13 protein-coding genes and 1 pseudogene are annotated in these 22281 nt (G+C 60.0%); 4 read left to right on the top strand and 10 right to left on the bottom strand.

Annotated features, from left to right (window positions below):
- Positions 1-85 precede the first annotated feature (85 nt).
- From HBO24_RS01200 to HBO24_RS01165, 8 genes are all read right to left on the bottom strand, one after another.
- Complete coding sequence (locus HBO24_RS01200) at positions 86-832, bottom strand: molecular chaperone (protein WP_115128233.1); 747 nt, start codon at positions 830-832, stop codon at positions 86-88.
- A gap of 73 nt (positions 833-905) precedes the next feature.
- Positions 906-1508: a fimbrial protein gene (locus HBO24_RS01195; RefSeq protein WP_057436544.1), complete on the bottom strand. Its 603-nt coding sequence runs from the start codon at positions 1506-1508 to the stop codon at positions 906-908.
- A 148-nt stretch (positions 1509-1656) separates the two neighbouring features.
- A complete protein-coding gene (locus HBO24_RS01190) occupies positions 1657-2304 on the bottom strand; it encodes a response regulator (RefSeq protein ID WP_057436542.1) in 648 nt (215 codons plus the stop codon).
- Positions 2305-2377: 73 nt separating this feature from the next.
- Positions 2378-5566: a hybrid sensor histidine kinase/response regulator gene (locus HBO24_RS01185; protein WP_170059156.1), complete on the bottom strand. Its 3189-nt coding sequence runs from the start codon at positions 5564-5566 to the stop codon at positions 2378-2380.
- An 82-nt stretch (positions 5567-5648) separates the two neighbouring features.
- The gene (locus HBO24_RS01180) at positions 5649-6842 is read right to left on the bottom strand and encodes an EAL domain-containing protein (RefSeq protein WP_170059155.1); all 1194 of its coding nucleotides are present in this window, start codon (positions 6840-6842) and stop codon (positions 5649-5651) included.
- Positions 6829-9639 carry an ATP-binding protein gene (locus HBO24_RS01175; protein ID WP_170059154.1) on the bottom strand — a complete coding sequence of 937 codons (2811 nt, stop codon included), beginning with the start codon at positions 9637-9639 and terminating at the stop codon, positions 6829-6831. Before HBO24_RS01175 ends, HBO24_RS01180 begins: the two co-directional genes overlap by 14 nt.
- Positions 9640-9703: 64 nt before the next feature.
- Positions 9704-10690 (bottom strand): hypothetical protein, encoded by a 987-nt coding sequence (locus HBO24_RS01170; protein WP_170059153.1) that lies wholly within the window; start codon positions 10688-10690, stop codon positions 9704-9706.
- A 23-nt stretch (positions 10691-10713) separates the two neighbouring features.
- Positions 10714-11439 carry a molecular chaperone gene (locus HBO24_RS01165; protein WP_057436537.1) on the bottom strand — a complete coding sequence of 242 codons (726 nt, stop codon included), beginning with the start codon at positions 11437-11439 and terminating at the stop codon, positions 10714-10716.
- A 113-nt stretch (positions 11440-11552) separates the two neighbouring features.
- Here HBO24_RS01165 and HBO24_RS01160 point away from each other — a divergent pair.
- Positions 11553-11726: pseudogene (locus HBO24_RS01160) on the top strand (plasmid replication region); the annotation flags it as partial.
- Between the two features lie 124 nt (positions 11727-11850).
- On the opposite strand, the gene HBO24_RS01155 reads toward HBO24_RS01160, so the two are convergent.
- Together HBO24_RS01155 and gspG are read right to left on the bottom strand one after the other, a co-directional pair.
- Positions 11851-13038 carry a type II secretion system F family protein gene (locus tag HBO24_RS01155; protein ID WP_057436535.1) on the bottom strand — a complete coding sequence of 396 codons (1188 nt, stop codon included), beginning with the start codon at positions 13036-13038 and terminating at the stop codon, positions 11851-11853.
- Positions 13039-13052: 14 nt separating this feature from the next.
- The gene (gene gspG, locus HBO24_RS01150; protein ID WP_057436533.1) at positions 13053-13487 is read right to left on the bottom strand and encodes a type II secretion system major pseudopilin GspG; all 435 of its coding nucleotides are present in this window, start codon (positions 13485-13487) and stop codon (positions 13053-13055) included.
- 196 nt (positions 13488-13683) lie between these two features.
- Here gspG and HBO24_RS01145 point away from each other — a divergent pair, with 196 nt between their 5' ends.
- The 3 genes from HBO24_RS01145 to HBO24_RS01135 all read left to right on the top strand — a co-directional run bounded on the left by HBO24_RS01145 (position 13684) and on the right by HBO24_RS01135 (position 22271).
- A complete protein-coding gene (locus HBO24_RS01145) occupies positions 13684-14292 on the top strand; it encodes a lytic transglycosylase domain-containing protein (protein WP_170059152.1) in 609 nt (202 codons plus the stop codon).
- Positions 14293-14496: 204 nt separating this feature from the next.
- Positions 14497-20286: a manganese-oxidizing multicopper oxidase MnxG gene (gene mnxG / locus HBO24_RS01140; RefSeq protein WP_170059151.1), complete on the top strand. Its 5790-nt coding sequence runs from the start codon at positions 14497-14499 to the stop codon at positions 20284-20286.
- A gap of 32 nt (positions 20287-20318) precedes the next feature.
- The gene (locus HBO24_RS01135) at positions 20319-22271 is read left to right on the top strand and encodes a cytochrome D1 domain-containing protein (protein ID WP_170059150.1); all 1953 of its coding nucleotides are present in this window, start codon (positions 20319-20321) and stop codon (positions 22269-22271) included.
- Positions 22272-22281: the final 10 nt, after the last annotated feature.

Below are 22281 nucleotides of genomic sequence, written 5' to 3'. Positions count from 1 at the left end.
AAGAACCTATATCATTCCTGTTTATCGAACAGGCGAGGCACGCGAGTACGCACTCGAATCGAACCTGAGGGTTTAAGGGAGCTACTTATGGCTTGGCGCGAGTACCCGTAGCCTTGGCCGCCAAGTGCGGTACAAGTTGGGCACTGTATTTATCTTGTGCGCCATAGTCGTTAATACTGGAAAAAGACAGTTGTACTGAATCCTGGCGACTCAGTTGTTTAATGCTGAACTGTTTCTCGGCACCTGGCGCAATCATTGTCGAGTCGGCAGCCAGTTCCGTTTGTTGCCCGGCCTGTAGTTTTATATCGGCCATGGACACGTGATACAGCGTCGGGTTTTTTACCGTCAGTACTGACCCGGCATCGCGCTTGACCAGTTGCCACTCCAATTGCGCGGGTGCCGACAGGGCATCGCCAGGCAACCCGGATGGGCGGAAGAAAATCTTGATGCGCTGGCGTACGGCCAGTTGCAACGTGTTGTCGGAGGCGGCGGCTTGCGGGATCTCCTGCACATTGAGCCAGACCACGGACTCACGATCCGTTGGCATCCCGGCACCCTGGTAGAGAACTCGCAGTAACTGCTGCTCCTTGGCAAATATGCGTGCCAGTGGCGGGGTTACGGCGAACGGCGCGGCACTGTCTTGTGCATCGCTGGTATCGACCCAAGACTGAATCAAAACGTCCTGATTACCGTTGCGCACGGTGATATTGGCCTCCTTGTGATCGCCATCGAAGACGATACGGGTGGCACTCAGTGAAATGCTGGCGGCAGCCTGGGTCGCCATAAGCAGGGTTAGCAGCCCCAGGCCTGTGGCAATGGAACGAGGTAACATGATGTCTACCGTTTAGTGGTCGGATAAGTGGCGAGGTCCGAAGACCTCGCACGTGACAGGCGCTGCGTGTCGTTTATTCGTATTGCAGGATGAACGGCAGGGTAGCGTCACCGCGACCCGCGGTGGAGGCGCCGGCTGCACCGGTGGTGACGTAGGCTGCGGCAAAGCTCAAGGTTGCATCGCCGCCGTCGCTGCCTTGGCCGTGCATGGCGCTTTCGATACGGGCGGTGGCCGGGGAGCTGAGGTCGATCAGCGCGCCAGTGCTGTCGAGCAGTGCGATACCGACGTTGCTTGCGCTGCCGTTACCAGGGGTCAGGGCGAGGACTTTTTTACCGGTAACCAGGCCTGAACCGCCACTTTTGGCGTCAAAGATCATTGCCACTTTAGTGCCCAGGTTGCAGTTCACGCTGAGGTTGAAGTCCTTGGCGGTCACACGGCCCGACGCTGGGTTTTCAGCGGTGCCCATGTCTTTGATGGAGACGGTGCCCATGTCGACGGAGATCACGCGATCGGCGTTGGCACCATCAACCGAGCAAGCGTCGTTGTTGATCAAACCGGTGAAGGTGATTTTGCCGCCGCCGCCCGGGGTACCCGTACCCGGGGTAGTTTCGGCAAACGCACTGCTGCTGGCGGCGATAACTGACACAGCGATAAGGGCCAGGGAAAACTTCTTCATGATGATGTCCGTTAGTGTTGGTTGTGGTGATGGGTTGAAACTGCCAACGAACAATAGTTAATCTGGGCTTTATAGAGAATAAGACGATTCTTATAAAGCACTTAAAGTGAGGGGTGATCGGTTTTATAGCGGACTGAATAAAAGAAGCTTAGTTAAAAATATTGTATTCCAGGCAGTAGGCCAACAAGTCCTGATCGCTGCTTACTTCAAGTTTTCGCATGGCGGAAATCTTCTGCGCGCTGATGGTTTTTGAACTTCTATTTTGGCTGCGCGCGATATCACTGACACTTTTTCCTGAAATAAATAAGCGCAATATTTCAAATTCTTTGGGCGACAGCGTAGAGAAGCGTTCATCAATAGCGGTCAACGACTCGATAACCGAGGTCTTGGCCGGCTCCAGGCTCCGGTAATGCGCCTGCTGGGCAATGGACTTGAGGGCGACCTGGATTTCCGTATGCAACTGGCTTTTCTGGATCACGCCCACCACGCCCAATTCCTGCAGGCGGGTAAGAATCAGGTGATTGGAGATCATGGTCAGAATCAGGATCTGCACGTCGGGGAAATGCCGCTTCAGGTACTCCACCAGCTTCAAGCCATCGCCGTAGGGCGAATCACCGGGCATGTTGTAATCGGTGATCACAATGTCGATGGGCTGCTGCTCAAGCAATTTGATGAGGCCCGCCGAACAGATCGCTTCGCCGATGACTTGAAAACGCTCGTCTCTCTCGACGAGTTCACGTACCCCCAGAAGCACGATGGGGTGATCGTCTGCAATTACCACAGTGAATGTCTTCATAGGGGGGAGCCGTAATCCTGGTTCAGTAAGTGAGGTGATCCCATGCGCGTGTACACAAGGGCGTGCGGTGCGCTCATAGCTGCGCCCCGAGCAAGGCCGACAGCCTGCCGATAACCTGCTTTATCCGCAGTTCCAGCCCGGCATTGAGCCGACCGACTGCCAACTGGCTTTCCAGCTCGATGCACGCCTGGGCCAGGTCGAGTGCCTGCACGGCACCCAATGCGCCGGCAACCGAGTGCAGGGTTTCAGCCAGGCACCGGCAATCACGCTGCTCAAGTGCGGCACTGATGCGCTGCAAGTCTTGCTGCACGCTGCTGATAAACAACGGGCGCATTTTGTCCGACAGCTGGACCGTGTCAATCACCAGCAGCTCGGCGCGCAATGTCGGTTTGCACAGTTTGATCAATTGCGCACGCAGGGTTTGCAGGCTCAAGGGTTTTACCAACCAGGCATTCATCCCGACCGCCAGACAACGAATGCCTTCCTCGCGCATGGCATTGGCGGTGACACCGATGATAGGCAATTGGGGGTCATGCTCCCTGAGGGTGCGGGCCAGTTCATAGCCGTTCATCAACGGCATATTGATGTCCGTCAGCACCAGGTCAAAGGCCTGGGGTTGCCACAGGTGCATCGCTTGCTCGCCATTGTCTGCCAGCGTCACCGTGCAGCCGAGGGCCTCGAGTTGCTCCTTGATGATTTCCTGGTTCACCGGATTGTCTTCGGCGACCAGAATGCGCAGCTCCAACTGCCCCGCGCTCTGTTGCTCGACACGCAGCGCTGACGCCTGTTTACCTTGCTGTGCCAGCGCAACCACTGACGCAATGGCGCGCACATCATGCATATCCACTTCCCAGCCCTGCGCGGTGCACAGAGGCGGGCTATGCGCGCCCGGCACACACAGCACCCGCGGTCCAGCCCAAGGCTGCAGGGGACCGGCAGGCAGCATATCCACCAGCACCGCCTGCGCACTCTGTTGCTCCAGGGGCAGCGCCGCCAACGTGGCCTGGATACCCAAGCGGTTGAGCCAGTCGCACAGGGACTCCGCCAACTCGCGCACGGGTGCCTGCACATACACAGGAGAAGTACTCGGTTCAATGGGCGTGAGGCCCGGCAGCTCGCTGGTGCCGAGCGGCAAGCGCATCTTCAGGGTAAAACTGCTGCCCAGGCCGGGTTCGCTGACGACCTTGATCTGGCCGTCCATCATCTCGGCCAGCCAGCGACAAATCGGCAGCCCCAACCCTGCGCCGCCTTGGCCGGCGGTGTCCGGGGCCTGGTAGAACAAATCGAACAGCTTGGCTTGCTGCGCCTGGCTGATGCCCACGCCAGAATCGGTCACCTGCCATTCGAGGTCGACGCGATCGTCGCCGCGGCGCACGGCCCTGGCCCGAATCACCACGCGCCCGATGTCGGTGAACTTGACGGCATTGCTCACCAGATTGTTGAGGATCTGGCGGATACGCATGGGGTCGCCGACTACGCAGTCCGGCAGTTGCGCGTCAATGCAGCCATACAGTTGCAGGCCCTTGCGCTGAGCGAAGGCGGTGTAGGTGTGCAGCGTGTCTTCCAACATGTCCAGGGGGCAGAACTCGATGGATTCGATTGCCATCTGCCCGGATTCTATTTTCGACACATCCAGCACGTCGCTGATCAGTTGGAACAACGTCGCAGATGAGCGCTGGATCGTGTGCAGGTAGGTTTTCTGGCGTGGGTCCAGGGGCGTCAGCCCGAGCAATTCCAGGGTGCCCAGCACGCCATACAAGGGCGTGCGAATTTCATGGCTCATGGTCGCCAGGAACAGCGTCTTGGCTTCGTTGGCCGCGTCGGCGGCCCGCCTGGCATCTTCCAGGGCCAAGGCATCCTCGACATGGCGGGTGACGTCGCTGAACGCATACAGGCGCACATCCTGGCCCTGGTAACGGGTCGAGACAAAGCCAACCTGCAAATGCCGGCCCTCGATCTCCAGGTAGGTTTCGCCGCTCTCGGCACTTTCTTGGATGCGGCCGAGGGCAGCCACCAGCCTGGCCGTGCCCGGCCATTGCTGAGCACGCTGGTTCTCGATCAACACCTGACCATCTGCGCGGCCCACCACACACAGCCCAGTGGGCGCGGTGTCGATGATCACCCGGCTAAAGGCCACGCTCTCTGCGATGCGTTCATGGGCCTGGCGCGCCGGGCGAATGACTTGCTTGCGATACCAGCGGGTGCCGGCCCAGGAGATCGCCAGCACCGCACAGATAAACAGCGCCAGGCTGGTCAGCGGCCAAAAGGCATAGCGAAAAAAATGCTTGTAGCTGATCCCATAGATCGCGGTCCACTGCTGCTCGGTGTCGTGGGTAATTTTGAACTCCAGGCCGTTGGCCCGAAAGTTGAGTCCCTCACTCAGCGAAGAGGCCAGGACAGACGGCCCCGCCAGCGTCTGGCCGCTGGGTGAGAGCAGGGTGAAGCGGTCGTAGACGGACGACTCGATCGTGCGCTCCACATCGTTGACTTGGGCCATATCCAGCAGGGTGGCAACCAGCACCTGTTTATTGCCTTCATGCCTGCGCATCACCTGGGGGTTCAGGGTAATGCCGATGTAGGCCAGCAGACGCGGAGGCGCAAGGTCTTCGCCGGAGGTGACGTAGGCTTCCCAGTAAAGCTGATCGTCCGCCAGAGGCTGAGGCAGTTGCCCCAGCCTTTGTTGCACGGCGTCGGCCCGCTCGGCGGAGGGGCCGTTGTAGGCGGTCTTCCCGCCGCGCTGGTAGCCGACCGCCGGCACCGTTATGTAGTAGTTGACGAGCCGATTGAAGACAAACGCATGGGGTGAAGGGTAGGGCGACGATGACCAGAATGCGCTGTAGTAACTGGCCAGGTGGGTCCCCAGGGCAAATATCTTCTGCTGCTCGCCAGCGCTGACCCGTTGCTCATCGAATCGGCTGCTGAAGGGCACCGAAAAGGCGAACTCGCGGCCTTCAAAACGCGTGTTGTACGCATCCAGCCTTTGCCCCTTGAGGCGGGCCTGGGTGTTTTTGTCACTGATCAGATCGCGCTGGATAGCGGGCTGCGCCAGGGTTCTCAAGAACGTTTCCTGTTCCTGGATATTTTCCATCAGCCGGGCAAAATGAAAACGCACGGCGGCGTACTGCTCGTCGATCACTCGCTGCAGTGCCCAGTAACTGGTGCCCGCCAACAGCAATGCGAGACCGAGCACCACCATCAGCCCTTTATTCAGGCGCAGTGAGCTGCGGGTGAATGCTTCAAGGATGGCGTCGTTGTGCTTCATTAAGGGTTTTCGCAGGCGGATGAGAAATCGGCACTGAATGGAGCTTACTCCTGATAGAGGTTAGACAAATTCGGGCCGCAGGCTAATGAGATGTCGCGGGGCCATCATTGTTCAACAGTTGCTGAAATTGTTCCGAGGAGACTGCCTGAGAGATCAGGAAACCCTGAACTTGAGTGCAATCAATTTTGCGCAGCAGGGCCAGCTGCTGGGGCGTTTCGACGCCTTCGGCAACCACGGTCAGCCCCAGTTTACGGCCCAGTGCGATGATACTGGCCAGGGCCGACGTCATGCCTTCGTTATCGTGGCAGCCTTGTACCAGCGCCTGGTCGATCTTGAGCTCGGTAAAAGGGGTCGAGACCAGGTTCAGGTATGAGCTGTAGCCTTTGCCGAAATCGTCCTGGGACAAGCCAAACCCCTTGATACGCAGGCGGCAAGCTCCGGCATAGAAGTTACTGATGTCCTGGGGCACCGAGCACTCCATCAGTTCGAAGCAGATCATCCCCGGAATACCCTGGTTATCCAGGACAAAATCCAGCAGGCGGTCTGCCAAGTCATGGCTATTGAGCAGGTGGGTCGGCAGGTTGATCGACACTGGAACATCGTATCCACGCTGACGCCATCGCTCCTGCGCATGAATGGCCTGCTTGAGCACCAGCCACAACAAACGCTCCTCCAGTTCGAAGGTCTTGATTGCCGGCAAAAACGCCGCGGGCAACATTAGCCCTTGCTCGGGGTGCATCCAGCGCACCAGTGCTTCAGCGGCGACGATACGGCCGTTGGCCAAGGATTTCTTGGGTTGGAACCACGCCTGGATTTGTCCGTTACCCATGGCCTGGAGCAGCGTATGCCGACCAATTTCCGCTGCGGCGGGGAGCGACAGGTCAGGGCTGCGATCATTGTGATTGAGTTGGCCGACCAGGCTGCGCAGCGCGTCGGCGGCGACGGGTTTTGAGATCAGACCGATGACTTTCACATCAAGGTTTTTCGCCACCAGGCTGGCCGCCATCAACATGCGCCGCGACGCGGCACTCATAATGGCCAGGGCGGGCTTGCAGCGCAGGGTTGCCAGGCTCTGGATAAACTGCACGCCATCCATGCCCGGCATCAGCAGATCAGTCAGCACCAGGTCGAAATCCCGCTGGCGCAAACGCTCCAGTGCCTCGTTCCCATCCTGGGCGGCTTCAAGCATGAAGTCTCCCAATTCATTGAGCAGGTTCTGCAGGTACAAGTGCTGCAGAGGATGGTCCTCGACGATCAAAATACTATAGCGCTTCATGGGGGATCCGTGCGTAAGGCTCCAGGTAATTAAAGAGGGCCCGCAACGCAAAGGGTTTGACCAGGCAATAGTTCATACCTGCGGCCAGGCACAAGTCGGCCTCGCCGCGCATGGCGTTGGCGGTAGCCCCGATGATGGGCAGCGAGCAACCTTGGCTGCGTAACTCCCTGGCTAATTCATAGCCGTTGACTCTGGGCATATTCACATCCGTCAGTACCACATCGAAGTGTGAGGCCTTGCACAGCAGCAGCGCTTCATGACCATCGCAGGCCAGCTCCACGGTGCAGCCAAGTTCCTCAAGCTGATCGCGCAAAATCAATTGATTGATAACGTTGTCCTCGGCCACCAGCACATGCAGGTTGAGCTTGCGCAGTTCACGCTTGTGCGCCTGCTCGTCGACCCTGGCCACCCACAACCCTTGCGCCTGGCTGACAGCCTGGTGAATCGCGCTCAACTGATTGAGGTTGGCATGCCACGCGCCGGTCTCGCTCTGCTGGCCATTGCTGCTGTTGCTGCTCACCAGGATTACCGGCCCCGGCCAGGCGGGCACCAGTGGCTGTTCGAAACTGCCTGGATGCAGTTCCAACAGTAACTGGCCCTCGGGGTGGGTCGGCTGGCCGATCTGTGCGCGGGCGCCCCAACGGCGCAACCAGCCGCCGATGGATTGAGCGAGTTCGGGGATCGGCGAAACCACATAGATCGTCTCTGCCAACAGGCTACTCATGGGCGTACAGGGCGCCTCTTCCAGAGGCAGGGTCAGGCTGAAACTGCTGCCCAGGCCCAGTTCGCTGACCATACGGATATGCCCGTTCATCAATTGCGTCAGGCGCTGGCAAATCGGCAAGCCGAGCCCGGTCCCGGCCACCACGTTGGTGTTGCCTTCGGTTTGGTAGAAAGGTTCGAAAATCATCGCCTGGTCTTCCTGGGCAATCCCTTTGCCGGTGTCGGACACTTGCCACAGAACGCTGGAGCGCTCGTCGTCGCGGTCCAGCAACTTGACCCTTAGCACCACGCGCCCGTAGTCGGTGAACTTCACGGCGTTGTTCAGCAGGTTATTGAGGATCTGGCGAATGCGCGTGACATCCCCGATCAACCGCTCGGGCAACTTGGGGTCAAAGCAGGCGTAGAGCTGCAAGCCCTTGCCCATGGCAGCGGCGGCATAGCCCTGGATGATTTCATTGACCAGGTCCAGCGGCGAGAACTCACTCAGTTCCAGAGCCAGTTGCCCGGCCTCGATCTTCGACACGTCGAGTACGTCGCAGATCAGTTGCAACAAGGTGGCCGAAGAGCCTTCTATTGCATGCAGATAGTCTTTTTGCTGGTTGTCGAGCTGGGTGCGGGCCAACAGCTCCAGGGTGCCCAGTACGCCATACAGCGGCGTGCGTATTTCATGGCTCATGGTCGCCAGAAACAGGGTTTTCGCGGCATTCGCTGCGTCGGCCGACTGCCGGGCCTCTTCCAGGGCGGCTTCAACTTGCTTGCGCGCACTGATATCACTGAAGGCGCAAAACAGCACGTCCTCGCCTCTATAGCGGGTAGGCGCGCTGCTGAGGTAAAGGTGGCGGCCGTCGAGGGTCTCGAAGTAGTCGCAATGCCCGGACGGAGCGCTATCGAACGCCTGGCGGATCCAGCCGGTGCACAGCGTTTCGCGCTCCAGGCCGTTACCCAGCCAATGCTGGGCCAGGGTGTTTTCCAGCACAACCTGGCCGTCGGTGCGACGCAGCACGCACAAGGCGACCGGCGCGGTCTGGATCACATCGCGACTGAAGGCCTCGCTTTCAATCAATGCCTGAATCCCGTTGATCGAGGGGATGATGAAGCGCTGGTTGACCCGGCGCATCACCAGCCAGATCAGCGTCACACTGAACAGGCAAAACACCAGCGAACCGAGCAGTTCGCGCCACAATCCGCGGACCACATCCCGCAGGTTGATCGAGTACATCAGTTGCCAGTCCGACGACTTGAGTTGCTTGCGAATGACCAGATGATCCGGCACCAGGCCACTGCCGACAAAACCGAAAAAGTTCGCACCCTGGGGCTCGAGCAATGACTGGTTCAGCTGGGGTTCGTGGCTATTGGTAAAGACCAGCATGCCCTTGGAATTGAGCATCATGAACTCGCCCGCACTCTGGTCATTGAGGGTCATGGACACTTCGTGGCTTTCCATTTCCAGGCCCAGCCAGCCGGAATTGGGGTCACGCTCATCCAGCAGAATGAATAGATACAAATGTGAATGCCCTTCGCTCTGGTCACTCAGCCAGAGTTCGCCTGGATCCACTGGGTTGCGTTTCTTCAGCGTCCTGAGGCGATTGAGCATGCATTGGGAGAACGGTAATACCTGCGCCGTTGAATCGTAGAGTCGGGTTAATTGCGGGTTGGGGCCGGCGGTCACGTAAAGCAGGTTGACCTGTTTGACCTTCAGGTAGTTGCGCATGCGTGAGGTCAGCCAGATGCTCCACTGGTTGCCCGGTGTACTGCCCAACTGCAGGCGCTGCTCTTCGCTGGAAGCCGGATACGCTTGCGCTTTGGCCTGCATGGATTTGCGCACCGCCGACAGGCTCAGGCTTTCGAGCAAGGCTTCGCGGGTGGTGAAAAACGTATGGGCTTCGGCAATCGCGCTGCTCATGTAGCCGCGCCGCTGAGAGATGTCATTGTTGAACGTGGACAGCAGAAACGTGTAGACACCGCTAAAGATGCCAATCAATAACACGATGGCGAAAAGACGAAGCAGCCTTCTGGCTGCTTCGGGTCGGGACAGGACGGGATTGATCTGGAGCAGATAACTTTTAAATCGCATCGGCGGATTTTAATGAGCCATCCGCCGCCTGGGCATAAGACGATCCTTAAAAGCGCCCATGGGCTTACTTGTAGAACATATCGACAACCACCGCGGCATCGAACGCACCAGGCTGAGGCAGGGCGCGCCACTTCAAATTAGCCCTGAAGTCTTGGCGGAAGGTCTGGTTGGCACCATTCATTTTGGCCAAGGGGAACCATTCATTGAATGGCAGGTTTTGATGGGTGTAGTCCCAGGATAACGCGATGCCCACGGAGCTGTTATTAGCGGGCACCAACAAACCATTGATCACGCTCCCGCCGCCCGGTGTCGTGGCGAAGCGAGCGCTCACCGTGTACGGAGTGTCACAGGCTTTGCGCAGGCTCAGATTGAAGGTAGCGGTGCTCGCCACTTCACCGACCTTTGCCAGGCGCGAGGGTTTGGGAAAGTTGACGACACTGGGGGTAATCGTCAGGTCTGGCGTGCAGGGCACAAAGCGGATGTCGTTCACGCCGGTGACAATGTAGTTGAGGTTGCTGTTGGGCCGGCTGTTGAGCCCCGTAATCCCGTCCAGTTGAAAGACCCGGTATTGCGACAGGGTGCTGGCCTGGCCGTTTTGCGGCGTGCTACCAAACTTCTCGATAAACACGCTGAAGTTGAGGGTGAACCGGGCCTTGTCCCAACCGACGCAATTTGACAGGTTGCAACCGCGGTCTGAGTAGAACCCAGTACCGTACTTGCCACTGCTTTGGGTGATGGGCACTGAGTTATAGCGGATCCCGGCGCGAATGCCCTTGCCGATACTGACGCTTGCCGGGTTCAGGTAAAAAAACACTTCTTCGCGGCCGTGCTCAAAGTCATCCTTGCAAATCACGTTGACCGAGCGCGGGCCCGACTCCCAGATAATCGTGCCATCCGGCGCATCGGCCGCCACCGCCAATGCGGTACCCAGCGGTGCGGTGTCGGCGACCGAGCCGCTACCGTCCACCCGGCAGGCCAGCGCATAGCTGGTAGCGGGGAGGGCAGCGCAGGCAAGCAGGGTGGCCACGAGTAGGTATTTAAGAGGTGACATAGGTCGGTATTCCCCGCGCTCCATCACTTGAGAACCGCGCGATGGCGGGCCTGCAAGCCGATATCGGTGATTTCGGTAAAGTTGATTTGGCTCCCGACGCTGATGGGGGCCTGGGTGCTGAAGACTTTGCGTTCACCGGGCTTGAGCAATAGGTAGTCATCCAGCATTTGAACCTGGCCGCCTTTGTCGACTTGCACATCCACCAGGGACAGATGAAACGCACTGGGATTGGTGACGGTCAGGGTTTGCCCATCGGTCCGGCTCCATACCAGTTGCGGCACGGCCTCTGACGAACTGCCTGCCAGCCCGGCCGGGCGATAGAACAGCTTGAGGCGCTGGCGCACGGCAAATTGCACGCTGTCGGCGGCTTCCGGCTTCAGCGGGATTTCCATGACGTTAAGCAAGAACATCGACTCCACATCGCTGGGCAAGCCTGCGCCGGCGTACAGAATGCGCAGCAGGTGATGCTGTTGAGCATCCAGGCGAACCAGCGGCTGAACCACGGCAAAGGGCACCGGCGAAGTTGCATCATCGTCCTCGCGGGTGACCCAGCTTTGCACCGCCAGTTCGCTGGAGGACTGATTGACGATATTGATGCTGGCTTCTTTATATTGGCCAAAGTAGATCAGGCGCGTGCCTTCAATCTTGACCGTCGCCTGCGCACAGGGCGCCAGGGCCAGCAACGCTGCAATCAGCGCACTGATCCAGAGCAGGGAGCGGCAGAATGGCAAGTGGTTGAGAGGTGACATGAGGGCCCGTAGCTTTCCTGGGTGTGTTGGAGTGGCTTCGGGGTCCATGGTAGGAGGTGGGCGTCAGGGATTCTCTCAGGCGATTCTTAAAAGGGAAAATTGCAGGCTCAGGGTTGGGGCGAGGTGGCCCGGCGCGAGTCGGTGGACTGCTGGATATTTGGTGGCCACGTTTGGCCGAACGCTTGAGCGGCGAGAGCCGTTTACCAACATTGCCGGCGGAAGTTTCGCAGGCTTTCGTCGCGCTATGGCAACAAACCATCCTTCTGGCCCAAGGTGTGGCTGAACAAACTGAATCGACCCGAGTTTCGTAGGCACTTCTAGTGGTCCGCTCTTGGCCGATTTCTGCCGGTAACGACCGACTGAAAACGGCCAAGAGCGGTCATTCCTTTTGTCTACGAAGCCAGGGGCGATTCAATGAATGCTTGAGGCTAGTTCGAAAATCGGGATGTACATCAGGATTACGATGACCCCGATCAGCAGGCCGATGAAGGTCATCAGCAGCGGTTCGAACAGTCGCACAAACCACTCGATCCAGCGGCTGATTTCTTCGTCGTAGAAGTCGGCGCTGCGCTCCATCATTTGCCCGAGGTTGCCGGACTGTTCGCCAGCGCGCAGCAGCCGCAGGGAGACGGGCGTCACCAGATGATTGAGCTCCAGCGCGACCGACAACGATTGTCCCTCGCGCACCCGTTCACAGGCTTGGTCCAGGCGTGTACGCGACGCGACGGTGAGCAGGCCCCGAACCATCCCCATGGCCGTGACGAGGGGGATGCCACCTTGCAGCAAAATCCCCAGGGAGCGATAGAAACGCGCCAGTTCATACATAAAGATCCGTTGATGCACCGCCGGGAGTTTTTCGATTACCCGATCCACGCCCCGGCGAAAGGCAGGTTGGCGCTGCAAGGCGGCGAGGGCGGTGATGGTCGCCGCCAATACGCCGAAAAACTCAAGCTGATGAGCGTGCAGAAACATGCCGCTGCTCATCAGGATCTGTGATAGCCATGGCAGGTTCGACCCGAGGCCTTCGAACACCAGGCTGAAGCGCGGCACCACGTATCCCATCAAGAACAGCACCACGCCACTGCCGACAATCAGTAACAGCATTGGGTAGATCGAGGCGCTGACGATCTTTTGTCGCACTTCATCCATGCGCTGGCGATAGCTGACGTAGCGCCCCAAGGCCTCGCCCACGCCGCCGGTCTTTTCACTCGATTGCACCAGCGCCACGTAGAGCGGTGCAAACACCTCCGACAATTGGCCCAACGCTTGGGAGAACGACTTGCCCTCATAGAGCAGGCGCACCAGTTCGTTCAGGGTTTTGCGGGCCTGGGGGGCGGTTTCTTTTTCCGCCAGGCTTTCCAGCGCATCGATCAACGGCAATCCGGCGTTGAGCAAGGTCGTCAGTTCCTGGCTGAACAACACCAGGTTGAATGTCTCGCGCTGTCGCAGGCGCAAGGCTCTCCAGGGCCGTTCTGCCTGCAGGCTGATCACGCGCAGGCCCTGGTCTTCGACGATGCGTCGGGCTTCGCTGTGGCCGGGGGCCTCGACGGTCATCGAAACCACGCTGGCCTTGCCGAATGCTTTGAGATGAAAGCGCATTAGGATCGCTCCGCTCATTGCCAGTTGGTGACTTCAGCGTTTTCGCCGTCGCCACCGGGTTGCCCGTCCTTGCCCATCGACAGCAGGTCGTATTCGCTGTTTTCCCCGGGATAGCGGTAGGCGTAGTTGCGGCCCCAGGGATCCTGGGGCAACTTCTTCTGCAAATAAGGGCCGGTCCAGCGGGTTTCGTCGCTTGGTGCGGTGACCAGCGCCTGCAATCCCTGCTCGGTAGACGGGTAGTGGCCGACCTCCAGTCGATACAGATCCAGCGCCTTGCCCAGACCTTCGATTTGCGCCTTGGCGACCTTCACTTCCGAGCGGCCCAACTGGGCGAAATACTTCGGCGCGACGATGCCGGCCAACAACCCCAGCACCACCAACACCACCAACAGTTCGAGCAAGGTGAACCCGCTTTGAGTGCGCGGGGCGGAACACGGACGCTGATTCATGATGACCTCATCCAGTCGACAGCAGGGTCGCTATGAGGGTCTATGCAATTGCCGCGCCCATGATCGAAGAGCCCGCTGCATCCCTTGTAATACGGCCCTTTGCGCCGACGGCACAGTGCTTGCGTATGGCCACTTGACTACCGGCCATTGGGGCATAAGCCCCGTTTTTCGGGGCCAGCCAGGGGAGGTACGAAACATGAAAGCACTCACCGCAGGACTGCTCGGCACGCTGCTGCTGACCGGCGTCGCCCAGGCCGATGTCTTCGTTTCCATGGATGCCAAGGGCAGTTACGTTCTGTCAAATGTACACCGCCCCGGACGGCACTATGAACGGGTGATTCACGAGCCCGAATCCGCCCAGATGAGCATGGATCAGCAACCCCAGATGATTGCCCGCCAGCCTTATGCCGAGCTGGTTTCGGCGGCCGCCACGGCCAATCAGTTGCCGGAAGCGCTGCTGCACGCGTTGATTCAAACCGAGTCCCACTACAACGCCGAGGCTACGTCGGCTAAGGGGGCCGGTGGCCTGATGCAACTGATGCCCGACACCGCCCGGGAGCTGGGGGTGACTGACGTCTACGACCCCAGGGCCAATATCCAGGGCGGCGCCCGCTATCTGAAGCGCCTGATGACCTTGTTCGATAACGATATCAGCCTCGCCGTAGCGGCCTATAACGCCGGCCCGCAAGCGGTGCTCAGCCGTGGTGGAGTGATCCCGCCGTTCGCCGAAACCCAACGTTACGTGCCCAGCGTTTTGCGCCAATACCGACGTTTGCAAGGCCTGGCTATCGATGCGCCGCTGTGAACCACCGTGCGGGGCAGGCTGCCCCAAATGTGGGGAAACCCAGGGCGAACGAAATGGGGGGGATGGGTGGGGGATTTTCCCCGGCTTATCAAATAGAACGACCCAAACTACTGATATATAAACAAATTATTTATGGCATGCGTATTGCTCCAGAGGATTTATCGAGAATTGTTCTTGTGAATACCTACAGCGAGGCCAGTAATCATGACCGGCATACTTCACTTCCCGTCCTTGTTTCAGTTGTCGCTGTTGGTGGCATCGATGCTTGGCATTGAGTTGGCCGAAGCGGCCGTACGTTGTGAACGCAACCTTGTGGCCAACGTCGTGGCACTCGATCAGCCGCTGATGTTCAACCGCCTCGGTGCGCAGAACGCCAACGGCATGATGTTCGCCCTGCGTCGCGATGTGGTCGACGATCATGAGCGGTCATTGGCCCAGGGAGGTTCGGCGGTGCCTGGCAACGTATCGCTGCGCCCAGACAAGCGTCCGCGGCCCCTGGTGCTGCGCGTTGCCGCAGGTGAATGCCTGACGGTGAACCTGCAAAACCTGCTGGCCTACTCGGCCAATCCCGCCAGCCACGAAAGCGGCGGAGTGGGTGAGATTGAGGGCTCAGCAGAGATCGGTAACGCCGCCAACTTCAAGGTCGATGAGCAAGTCTCCGACCGTTATGTCGGCTTCCAGATTAACGGTATGCAGGCGGTCAACAGTATCGACGACATTTCGTCTTACAGCGGACGCAATGCCAACACCCTGATCGCGCCCGGCGCCACGCGCTCCTACACGTTGTACGCCGAGCGCGAAGGTGCATTTGCCGTCAGCAGCCGCGGAGCGACCTTCGGCGGTGAGGGCGACGCAGGCAACGTGGCTAACGGTTTGTTCGGCGAAGTAGTGGTGGTGCCAAAAGGCGGGCGCAGTTACCGCAATACCGTGACTGAAGAAGAGATGCGTCTGGCCAGCAGCGGTCGAACCCCGGCCGGTCAACCGATTGTCGACTATCAAACCCGCTACCCGCAGCGCGAACCGTGGATACGCGAAGGCAAAGCCGGCACGCCGATCATCAGCATGGTCGACGGCAATGAAATCATTTCCAGCGAGAGCGATGCGATTGTGATGGGCAGCAATGCTGACGGCAGCTTCCCGCCGTCGACCTATCCGCTGGAGGCCATCGGCAAACGCAACCCCGCCATACCGAACAGGCTGGAACCGTTCCGCGATTTCGCCTCGCAGTTCCAGGATGAAACCGCTGCCACTCAAGCGTTTCCGGCGTACTGGGCCGACCCGGTGATGGCCCACGTGCTGGAGCCGACCCGCGACTCATTCATGATCAACTATGGCTCCGGCGGCATGGGCGCCGAGGTGGTCGCCAACCGCTTGGGCGTGGGTCCAATGCACGATTGCCTGTCCTGCGCCTATGAAGAGTTCTTCCTCAGCTCCCATGTCGTCGGCGATGTGGCGATGCTAGTGGATGTACCGGCCAACGTAGGCCTGGAAAATATTCGCCCCGGTGAAACGCCGCGCGCCGATCAGGTCGGAGTCAAGGCGACCATGGCGTTGTATCCGTCCGAGCCGTCCAACGTCAATCACAGCTACATCGGCGACTTCGTTAAATTCCGCAATACCCATAACGGCCATGAGCAGCACATTTTCCACCTGCACGGGCACCAGTGGCTGTTCAACCCCAACGACGATAACTCCGACTACGTGGACGCCCAAGGCATTGGCCCGGGCGCTGGTTACACCTACGAAATCGCTAACGGTGGTTCGGGCAACCGCAACCGCGTAGCAGGCGATGCCATTTATCACTGCCACTTCTACCCGCATTTTGCCCAGGGTATGTGGAGCATGTGGCGGATCCACGATGTGTTCGAGGAAGGCACCCAACTTGAGGTTTCCCAGCAGGGCGCCGATGGCTTCCACCGCGAGCCGTATGCCTTGCGCAGTGGTAAACCGGCTTCCGGCGCACGGGCTCTGCCGGATGGCGAGATCATCGCCGGGACGCCGATTCCAGCGGTCGTGCCATTACCAGGCAAAGCCATGGCACCGATGCCAGGCAAGGTCGCAGTGGTGCCTAAAATCGGCGCAACCCTTGTGGCCGGGGATGATGAGCAGCATCACAGCGGCACCCAAGCCATCGGCTCCCTGGCGCTAGTGGATCGCAGCGAAGCCAACCGAAATACCGACGGCAGCCTGAAAAACCCGGGTTACCCGTTCTGGATCGGCGGCATGGAAAGTTCAGTCGGCCAGCGTCCGACAACGCCACCGCTGGACATGCTTGACGCCGCTACAGCCCAAGCCCTGAAAGGCAGCGGCAAAGCGCTGTGGGCCAATCTCGACCCGGCTCAGTCCGGTGGCTGGGATGGCGGTTTGGGACGCCATACCCTGGACGGTTTCTCTTCTGGTGGTACGGCGCACACCATCACCACGTCGCTGGATTTCTCCAAGGAAGTAACCCAGGCCAAACCGATTTACATGCCGGAGGAGGGCACCGAAGTCGAACAGGCCGCGATGGCGTTCCACGCAAAAAAAGACCACCCAAGCTTCGCTGTGCTACCCGGTAATCAAGTGGTAGCACGTAACTTCCGTACCAACGGGGCACTGCCGATCGCGGGGGCGCCGTACTACGAACCGTGCATGGACGATCGGCAAAAACGCCTGACCGCCAGCGCCGGCAACGGTGAGTTCAACAGCGGCGAGCGGGTCGACGGCCTATCCGTCACGGGGTCCTCGACCTTTACCGCAGAACGTCCGCGCATCTATAAAGCCGCCAATATCCAGTTCGACGCGGTGTACAACAAGGTCGGCTATCACTTCCCTCAAGCGCGCATCCTTGCCCTGTGGGAGGACGCCTGGCCGGTGATCACCAAACAACGCCCGCCAGAGCCTCTGGTTATGCGCATGAATACATTTGACTGCGTGCAATACCAGCAAACCAACCTGATTCCGGCCACCTATGAAATGGACGACTATCAGGTGCGCACGCCCACTGACGTAATCGGCCAGCACATTCACCTGCCGAAATGGGACCTGACAGCTGCCGATGGTTCGGCCAACGGTTGGAACTACGAAGACGGCGTGCTTTCCCCCGGTGCCGTGCAAGAACGCGTCCACGCGATTCGCGAGTTCAACCAGTGCGAAGGCACTGACCCGCGTGATGGCACGCCGGCTTGCCCAAAAGCCAAGGCGCACCCGTTCTTCGGTCAATATGGTCGTGCCGACTGGATGGGCGCCCGCACGGCGATGCAGCGCTGGTTTGTGGACCCGGTCGTGAATACCAAAGGCGTCGACCGTGGGCTGGGGACCATTTTCACCCACGATCACTTAGGCCCATCGACTCACCAGCAAATTGGTTTGTACGCCACGGTGCTGGCGGAACCGGCTGGTTCGACCTGGTTCCACGCCGAAACCGGCGAGCCGTTGTATAGCGGCGCTCGGCAGGACGGCGGGCCGACGTCGTGGCAAGCGGTGGTGTCCACCGGTGATCTGGACGGTGACGGCAAGAACGACAGCTTCCGTGAGTTCTTCCTTGAGTACAGCGACTTCCAGCATGCCTATGAAGCCGGTGTGTATGTCGGTGCTGGCCCGAATGGAGTTCCTGACCCACAAGCCTTCCCGGCCACAGCAGACAGCTTCCGCTACGCGATCAACCCTCCAATGCGCAAGGAAGCCGCGGCCCCGCTTGAACAAGTGGTCGAAGTGCGTGGCGGAATGACGCCCGGCTGTCCAAGCAGGCCGTGCCCGCAAGCCATCTCGGTGGATGACCCTGGCATGTTCGTGGTCAATTACCGCAACGAACCGCTTGCCCTGCGTGTGTACGACCCCAACAAGGTAGGCCCGGATGGTAAGCGTGGCATGCAGGCTGATGGTCTGGGTGGCGATCTGGCGTATGCCATGCAAAGCCGCACCGATCGTGCAATTGCGGCGATGAACATGGCGCCGAACCTGGTTACAGCCGCGAGAGGTCCTACCGGCGGCACAACGCTGTTCCCGCCACACATCAATCGGGGCGGGTCTGAACCGGGTGACCCGTTCACCCCGATGCTGCGTACCTACACGGGTGACAACGTGCGGCTGCGGGTGCATGCCGGTGGCCACGAGGAAGAGCACAATGTGACCCTGCACGGCGTGAAGTGGCTGCAAAGCGGTTCCGGCTTCGGCAACAGCTCCAACTCCGGCTGGCGCTCGTCGCAGATGATCGGGATCTCAGAGCAGATGGGCTTTCTTGCGCCGGTCTCGATGCTCTCCAGTTCGGCTGCATCTACAGGTGACTACCTGTACTCGATGGACGCGTCACTGGAAGGCTACTGGAGCGGAATCTGGGGGGTGATGCGCAACTACACCGCCCAGCGCAACGACCTGTTTGCGCTGCCGAACAACCCGAAACCGGCTGGCATGCGCAACACTGTGGCGTTCGACGGCACCTGCCCACGAATCGGCGCCAACCCCAATGGCATCGGCACCCGGCCGACCCCACAGCGTAACTACGAAGTGGTCGCGGCACTGGCCAACGACATTCTCGGCAACCCGCTGAACCTGTCCATGGCCGATCCGGCAGGGCTGGGGCAACACGTCGGCGGGCCTTTGAGCCCGGCAGGCGGCACCCTGGTGTACAACTCACGGGCTGTGAGTATTGCGCAAGTCACGGTGAACGACCCCGAGGACGGGACGACCTTCACCATCGGCGGGCAGAGCGGGCCGCTGCATGACCCGACAGCGATCCTCTATGTGCGCAAGGCTGACCTCGATCCGATCACCGGCAAGCTCAAGCCCGGAGTGCCTGTGGAACCGCTGGTACTGCGGGCAGCAGCTGGCGACTGTATCAACATCACCCTGGAGAACCGGTTGCCCCTGGTGATGCCGGACCTGACCCAGACAGCCTCGGTAATGGGCATGGTCAAGCGTGACCGCAACGGTGGCGAAGGCTCGACCACCTTCAGCAATAACCTGATGCGGCCGTCCAGCCATGTCGGCCTGCATGCCCAGCTGCTGACGTACGACATCACCAAATCCGATGGGACCAACGTTGGCACCAACCCGATCCAGACGGTGCCACCGCGTGCCGGCAGTACCGGGGCTTACCCTACCCGGTCCTATCAGTACTACGCCGGACACCTGGAGCGCGAAGGCAAACCGGTCTCGCAACTGGGCCGCAGCGTCGACAACATCAACGCCACGGCGGTGGAGTTCGGCGGGTTGAATTTTACGCCGGCGGATGTCATCAAGCAGCCGCAAAAAGGCCTGGGCGGGGCGATGAGCATCCTGCCGATCGGCGCGACCTGGGTTGACGACAAACGCAAAGTGTCGGCAACCGTTACCGCAGCGGGGCAAACCACCTACCGCGACTTTGCGATGGTCTGGCAGAAGGCGCTGAACATGCGCTGGGCCAATGGTCGCCCAGTAGAAGGGATTGCATCGGAGGCCGGAGTACCGACCGACCCGCAGGACAACTCGAGCATGGCCATCAACTATAAAACCGAACCGATGTGGTACCGCTTCGGCCTGGCACCGGATGCGCCATTCGGCCACGCCGATGGCCATGGTTACGGCGACGTGCCAAACGCACACATGGCCTACAGCAATGCGTTGGTTGGCGGCGACCCACAGACACCAGTGTTGTATGTAAAACCGGGGCAACCGTTCCGCACCCACATCCTGATGCCCACCGGTGGCAGCCGTGGTTCGACCTTCCAGCTCGATGGCCACGTCTGGTCTGTCAACCCGTTCCAGTCGGAGAAAAGCGATCCGGGTGGCTACCCAATGAGTTCGCCGGGAGTGGGCTCGGTGCGGTTCGGCTACAACCCGATGTCGATGTACATCGGCGCCCACGAAAGCATTTTGCCAGCGGCACATTTCAGCTTCATGCACCCAAGCGCCGGGGGCAGCAATACGGTACCGGGTGATTACCTGTTCCGTGACTACGCCGCCTACGGCAACACCGCAGGGCTCTGGGGGTTGCTGCGGGTGACCAACGAACCTGAACCGGCTCCGGCACCTTGAGCCACGGCAGACACTGTAAGGGGGAAAGCATCATGAACAGGAGCGCCAATGTGGTCGGGTGTGTGCTGGTTGTCGGCATGGCACTGGTCTGGCTGGGCGTCTGGCGCACGGCGCCGTCCACGCTGCCCGCTGAGGTTGCGCTGGCGAATGCCCACAGCGGCCAGACGTTGGCGCGTGACGGTGTGTGGGTGGACTTCAAGGTTCAGCCGCTGGCCGAGGACGGTGTGCTGCGCGAAGGCAGTTTCGCCGACGTGCAGTTTCGGGTCCGCGACAGCCACTCGGGCCAGCCGCTCTCAGGGGTGAATCCCGGCGCCTGGCTGGACCCGGAAACTGTCGCTGCCGACCAGGCCCAGGGCCGTGAGAAGAGCTGCAAGTCCCGGGTCGGGGTGTTCCTCAAGTCGAGTATCGGGGCGCGGCCCATGCTCGATATGAACAGCTATTTCCTGCTGGTGATGAACCGCGACGCCAGCGTTTCGGTGGTCGACCCTTCGGTGTCTGTCGGCGGGATCACCAGCACCATGGCACGGGTCGATCTCAAGCAACCCGCTGTGGATTGGGTCTCCACACGGGACAACAAACGAGTGTTCCTCTCGATGCCGACTGCTGGGGAAGTGGCGGTGCTCGACAGTGAACAATTCAAACTGATTGATTCGGTCACCGCCGGCAGCCAGCCGACGCGGGTAGCGCTGCAACCGGATGAGCGCTTGCTGTGGATCGGCAACAATGCAAACACATCGCAGGCGTCCGGCGTCACGGTGATAGATAGCCATAGCCTCAAAACCCTCAAGCACCTCGCAACAGGCAACGGCCACCACGAAATCGCTTTCAGCAAGGACAGTCGTTACGCCTTCGTCACCAACCGTGACGACGGCACCCTGAGCATCATCGACATCACCACCCTGACCATCAGCCGGCAACTCAAGACCGGCACGCACCCTTTGTCAGTGGCTTATTCGGCGCTGTCCGAGGCGGTGTATGTCGCCGACGGCAATGATGGCACTTTGACCGTGATCGATGCCGCCAGCCTGGCGGTACGGCGGGTGATCAAGATGAGCCGGGGGCTGGGCCCGATGGGTTTCAGTGCGGATGGGCGTTTCGGCATGGTGCTTAACACCCTGGAGAACCGCGCCGAGGTGATCGACGCCGCGACCGATTCACTGATCCATGCCATTGATGTCTCCGCCGAGCCCTTCCAAGTGCTGTTCAGCAAGGCTTATGCCTACGTGCGCGGCCTGGCCTCCGCCAAGGTGACGATGATCAACCTGGCGTCTCTCGGCGAAGGTCGCACGCCGATCAGCCAGGGTTTCGAAGCCGGGCCCCAGGCGCCTCGGCTAGCCGGTGATTTGCCGTTGGCCTCCAGCATGGCGGTGTCGCGGGACGACAACGCGGTGTTTGTGGTCAACCCGACGGACAACACCACCTACTTCTACGCCGAAGGCATGAACGCGCCTATGTCCGGTTACCCCAATCGCGGGCAAATGGCCCGAGCGGCGATGGTCATCGACCGCAGCCTGCGCGAAGTGGAGCCGGGGTTGTACAGCACACGGATCAAACTGCCAGCTGCCGGGCGTTTCGACGTGGCCTTCCTGCTCAATCAACCGAACATTATCCATTGCTTCACCACCCAGGTGGAGCCGGACAAAAACCTCAATCTGGCGTCCGACGCACCCAAGGTGGAATTCATGCTCGACCACTCCACGGTGGTGCTCGGCAGTCCTTATGTCGTGCGCTTTCGCATCGTCCAGGGCACTCCAAAAGCGCCACGCAGTGGGGTGGAGGACGTGCACGTACGTTACTTCCGCGCACCGACTTCAAGAGCGCAAGAGGTGGCGGCACTCGACGTCGGTGACGGCATTTACGAAGTGCCGGTGACCCTCGCCCAGAGCGGCGCGTGGTACCTGCATGTGCGCGCCGCATCACTGGGCGCGAGTTTCGATGACAAAACGTTTGCCAGCGTTCGGGTATTGCCCGGCGAGGCTTTTTGAAGAGGAAATC

This window comes from Pseudomonas sp. WS 5410, from assembly GCF_012985645.1.
Taxonomy (GTDB): Bacteria; Pseudomonadota; Gammaproteobacteria; order Pseudomonadales; family Pseudomonadaceae; genus Aquipseudomonas; species Aquipseudomonas shahriarae.
This window is presented reverse-complemented; position numbering and strand designations above follow the sequence as displayed.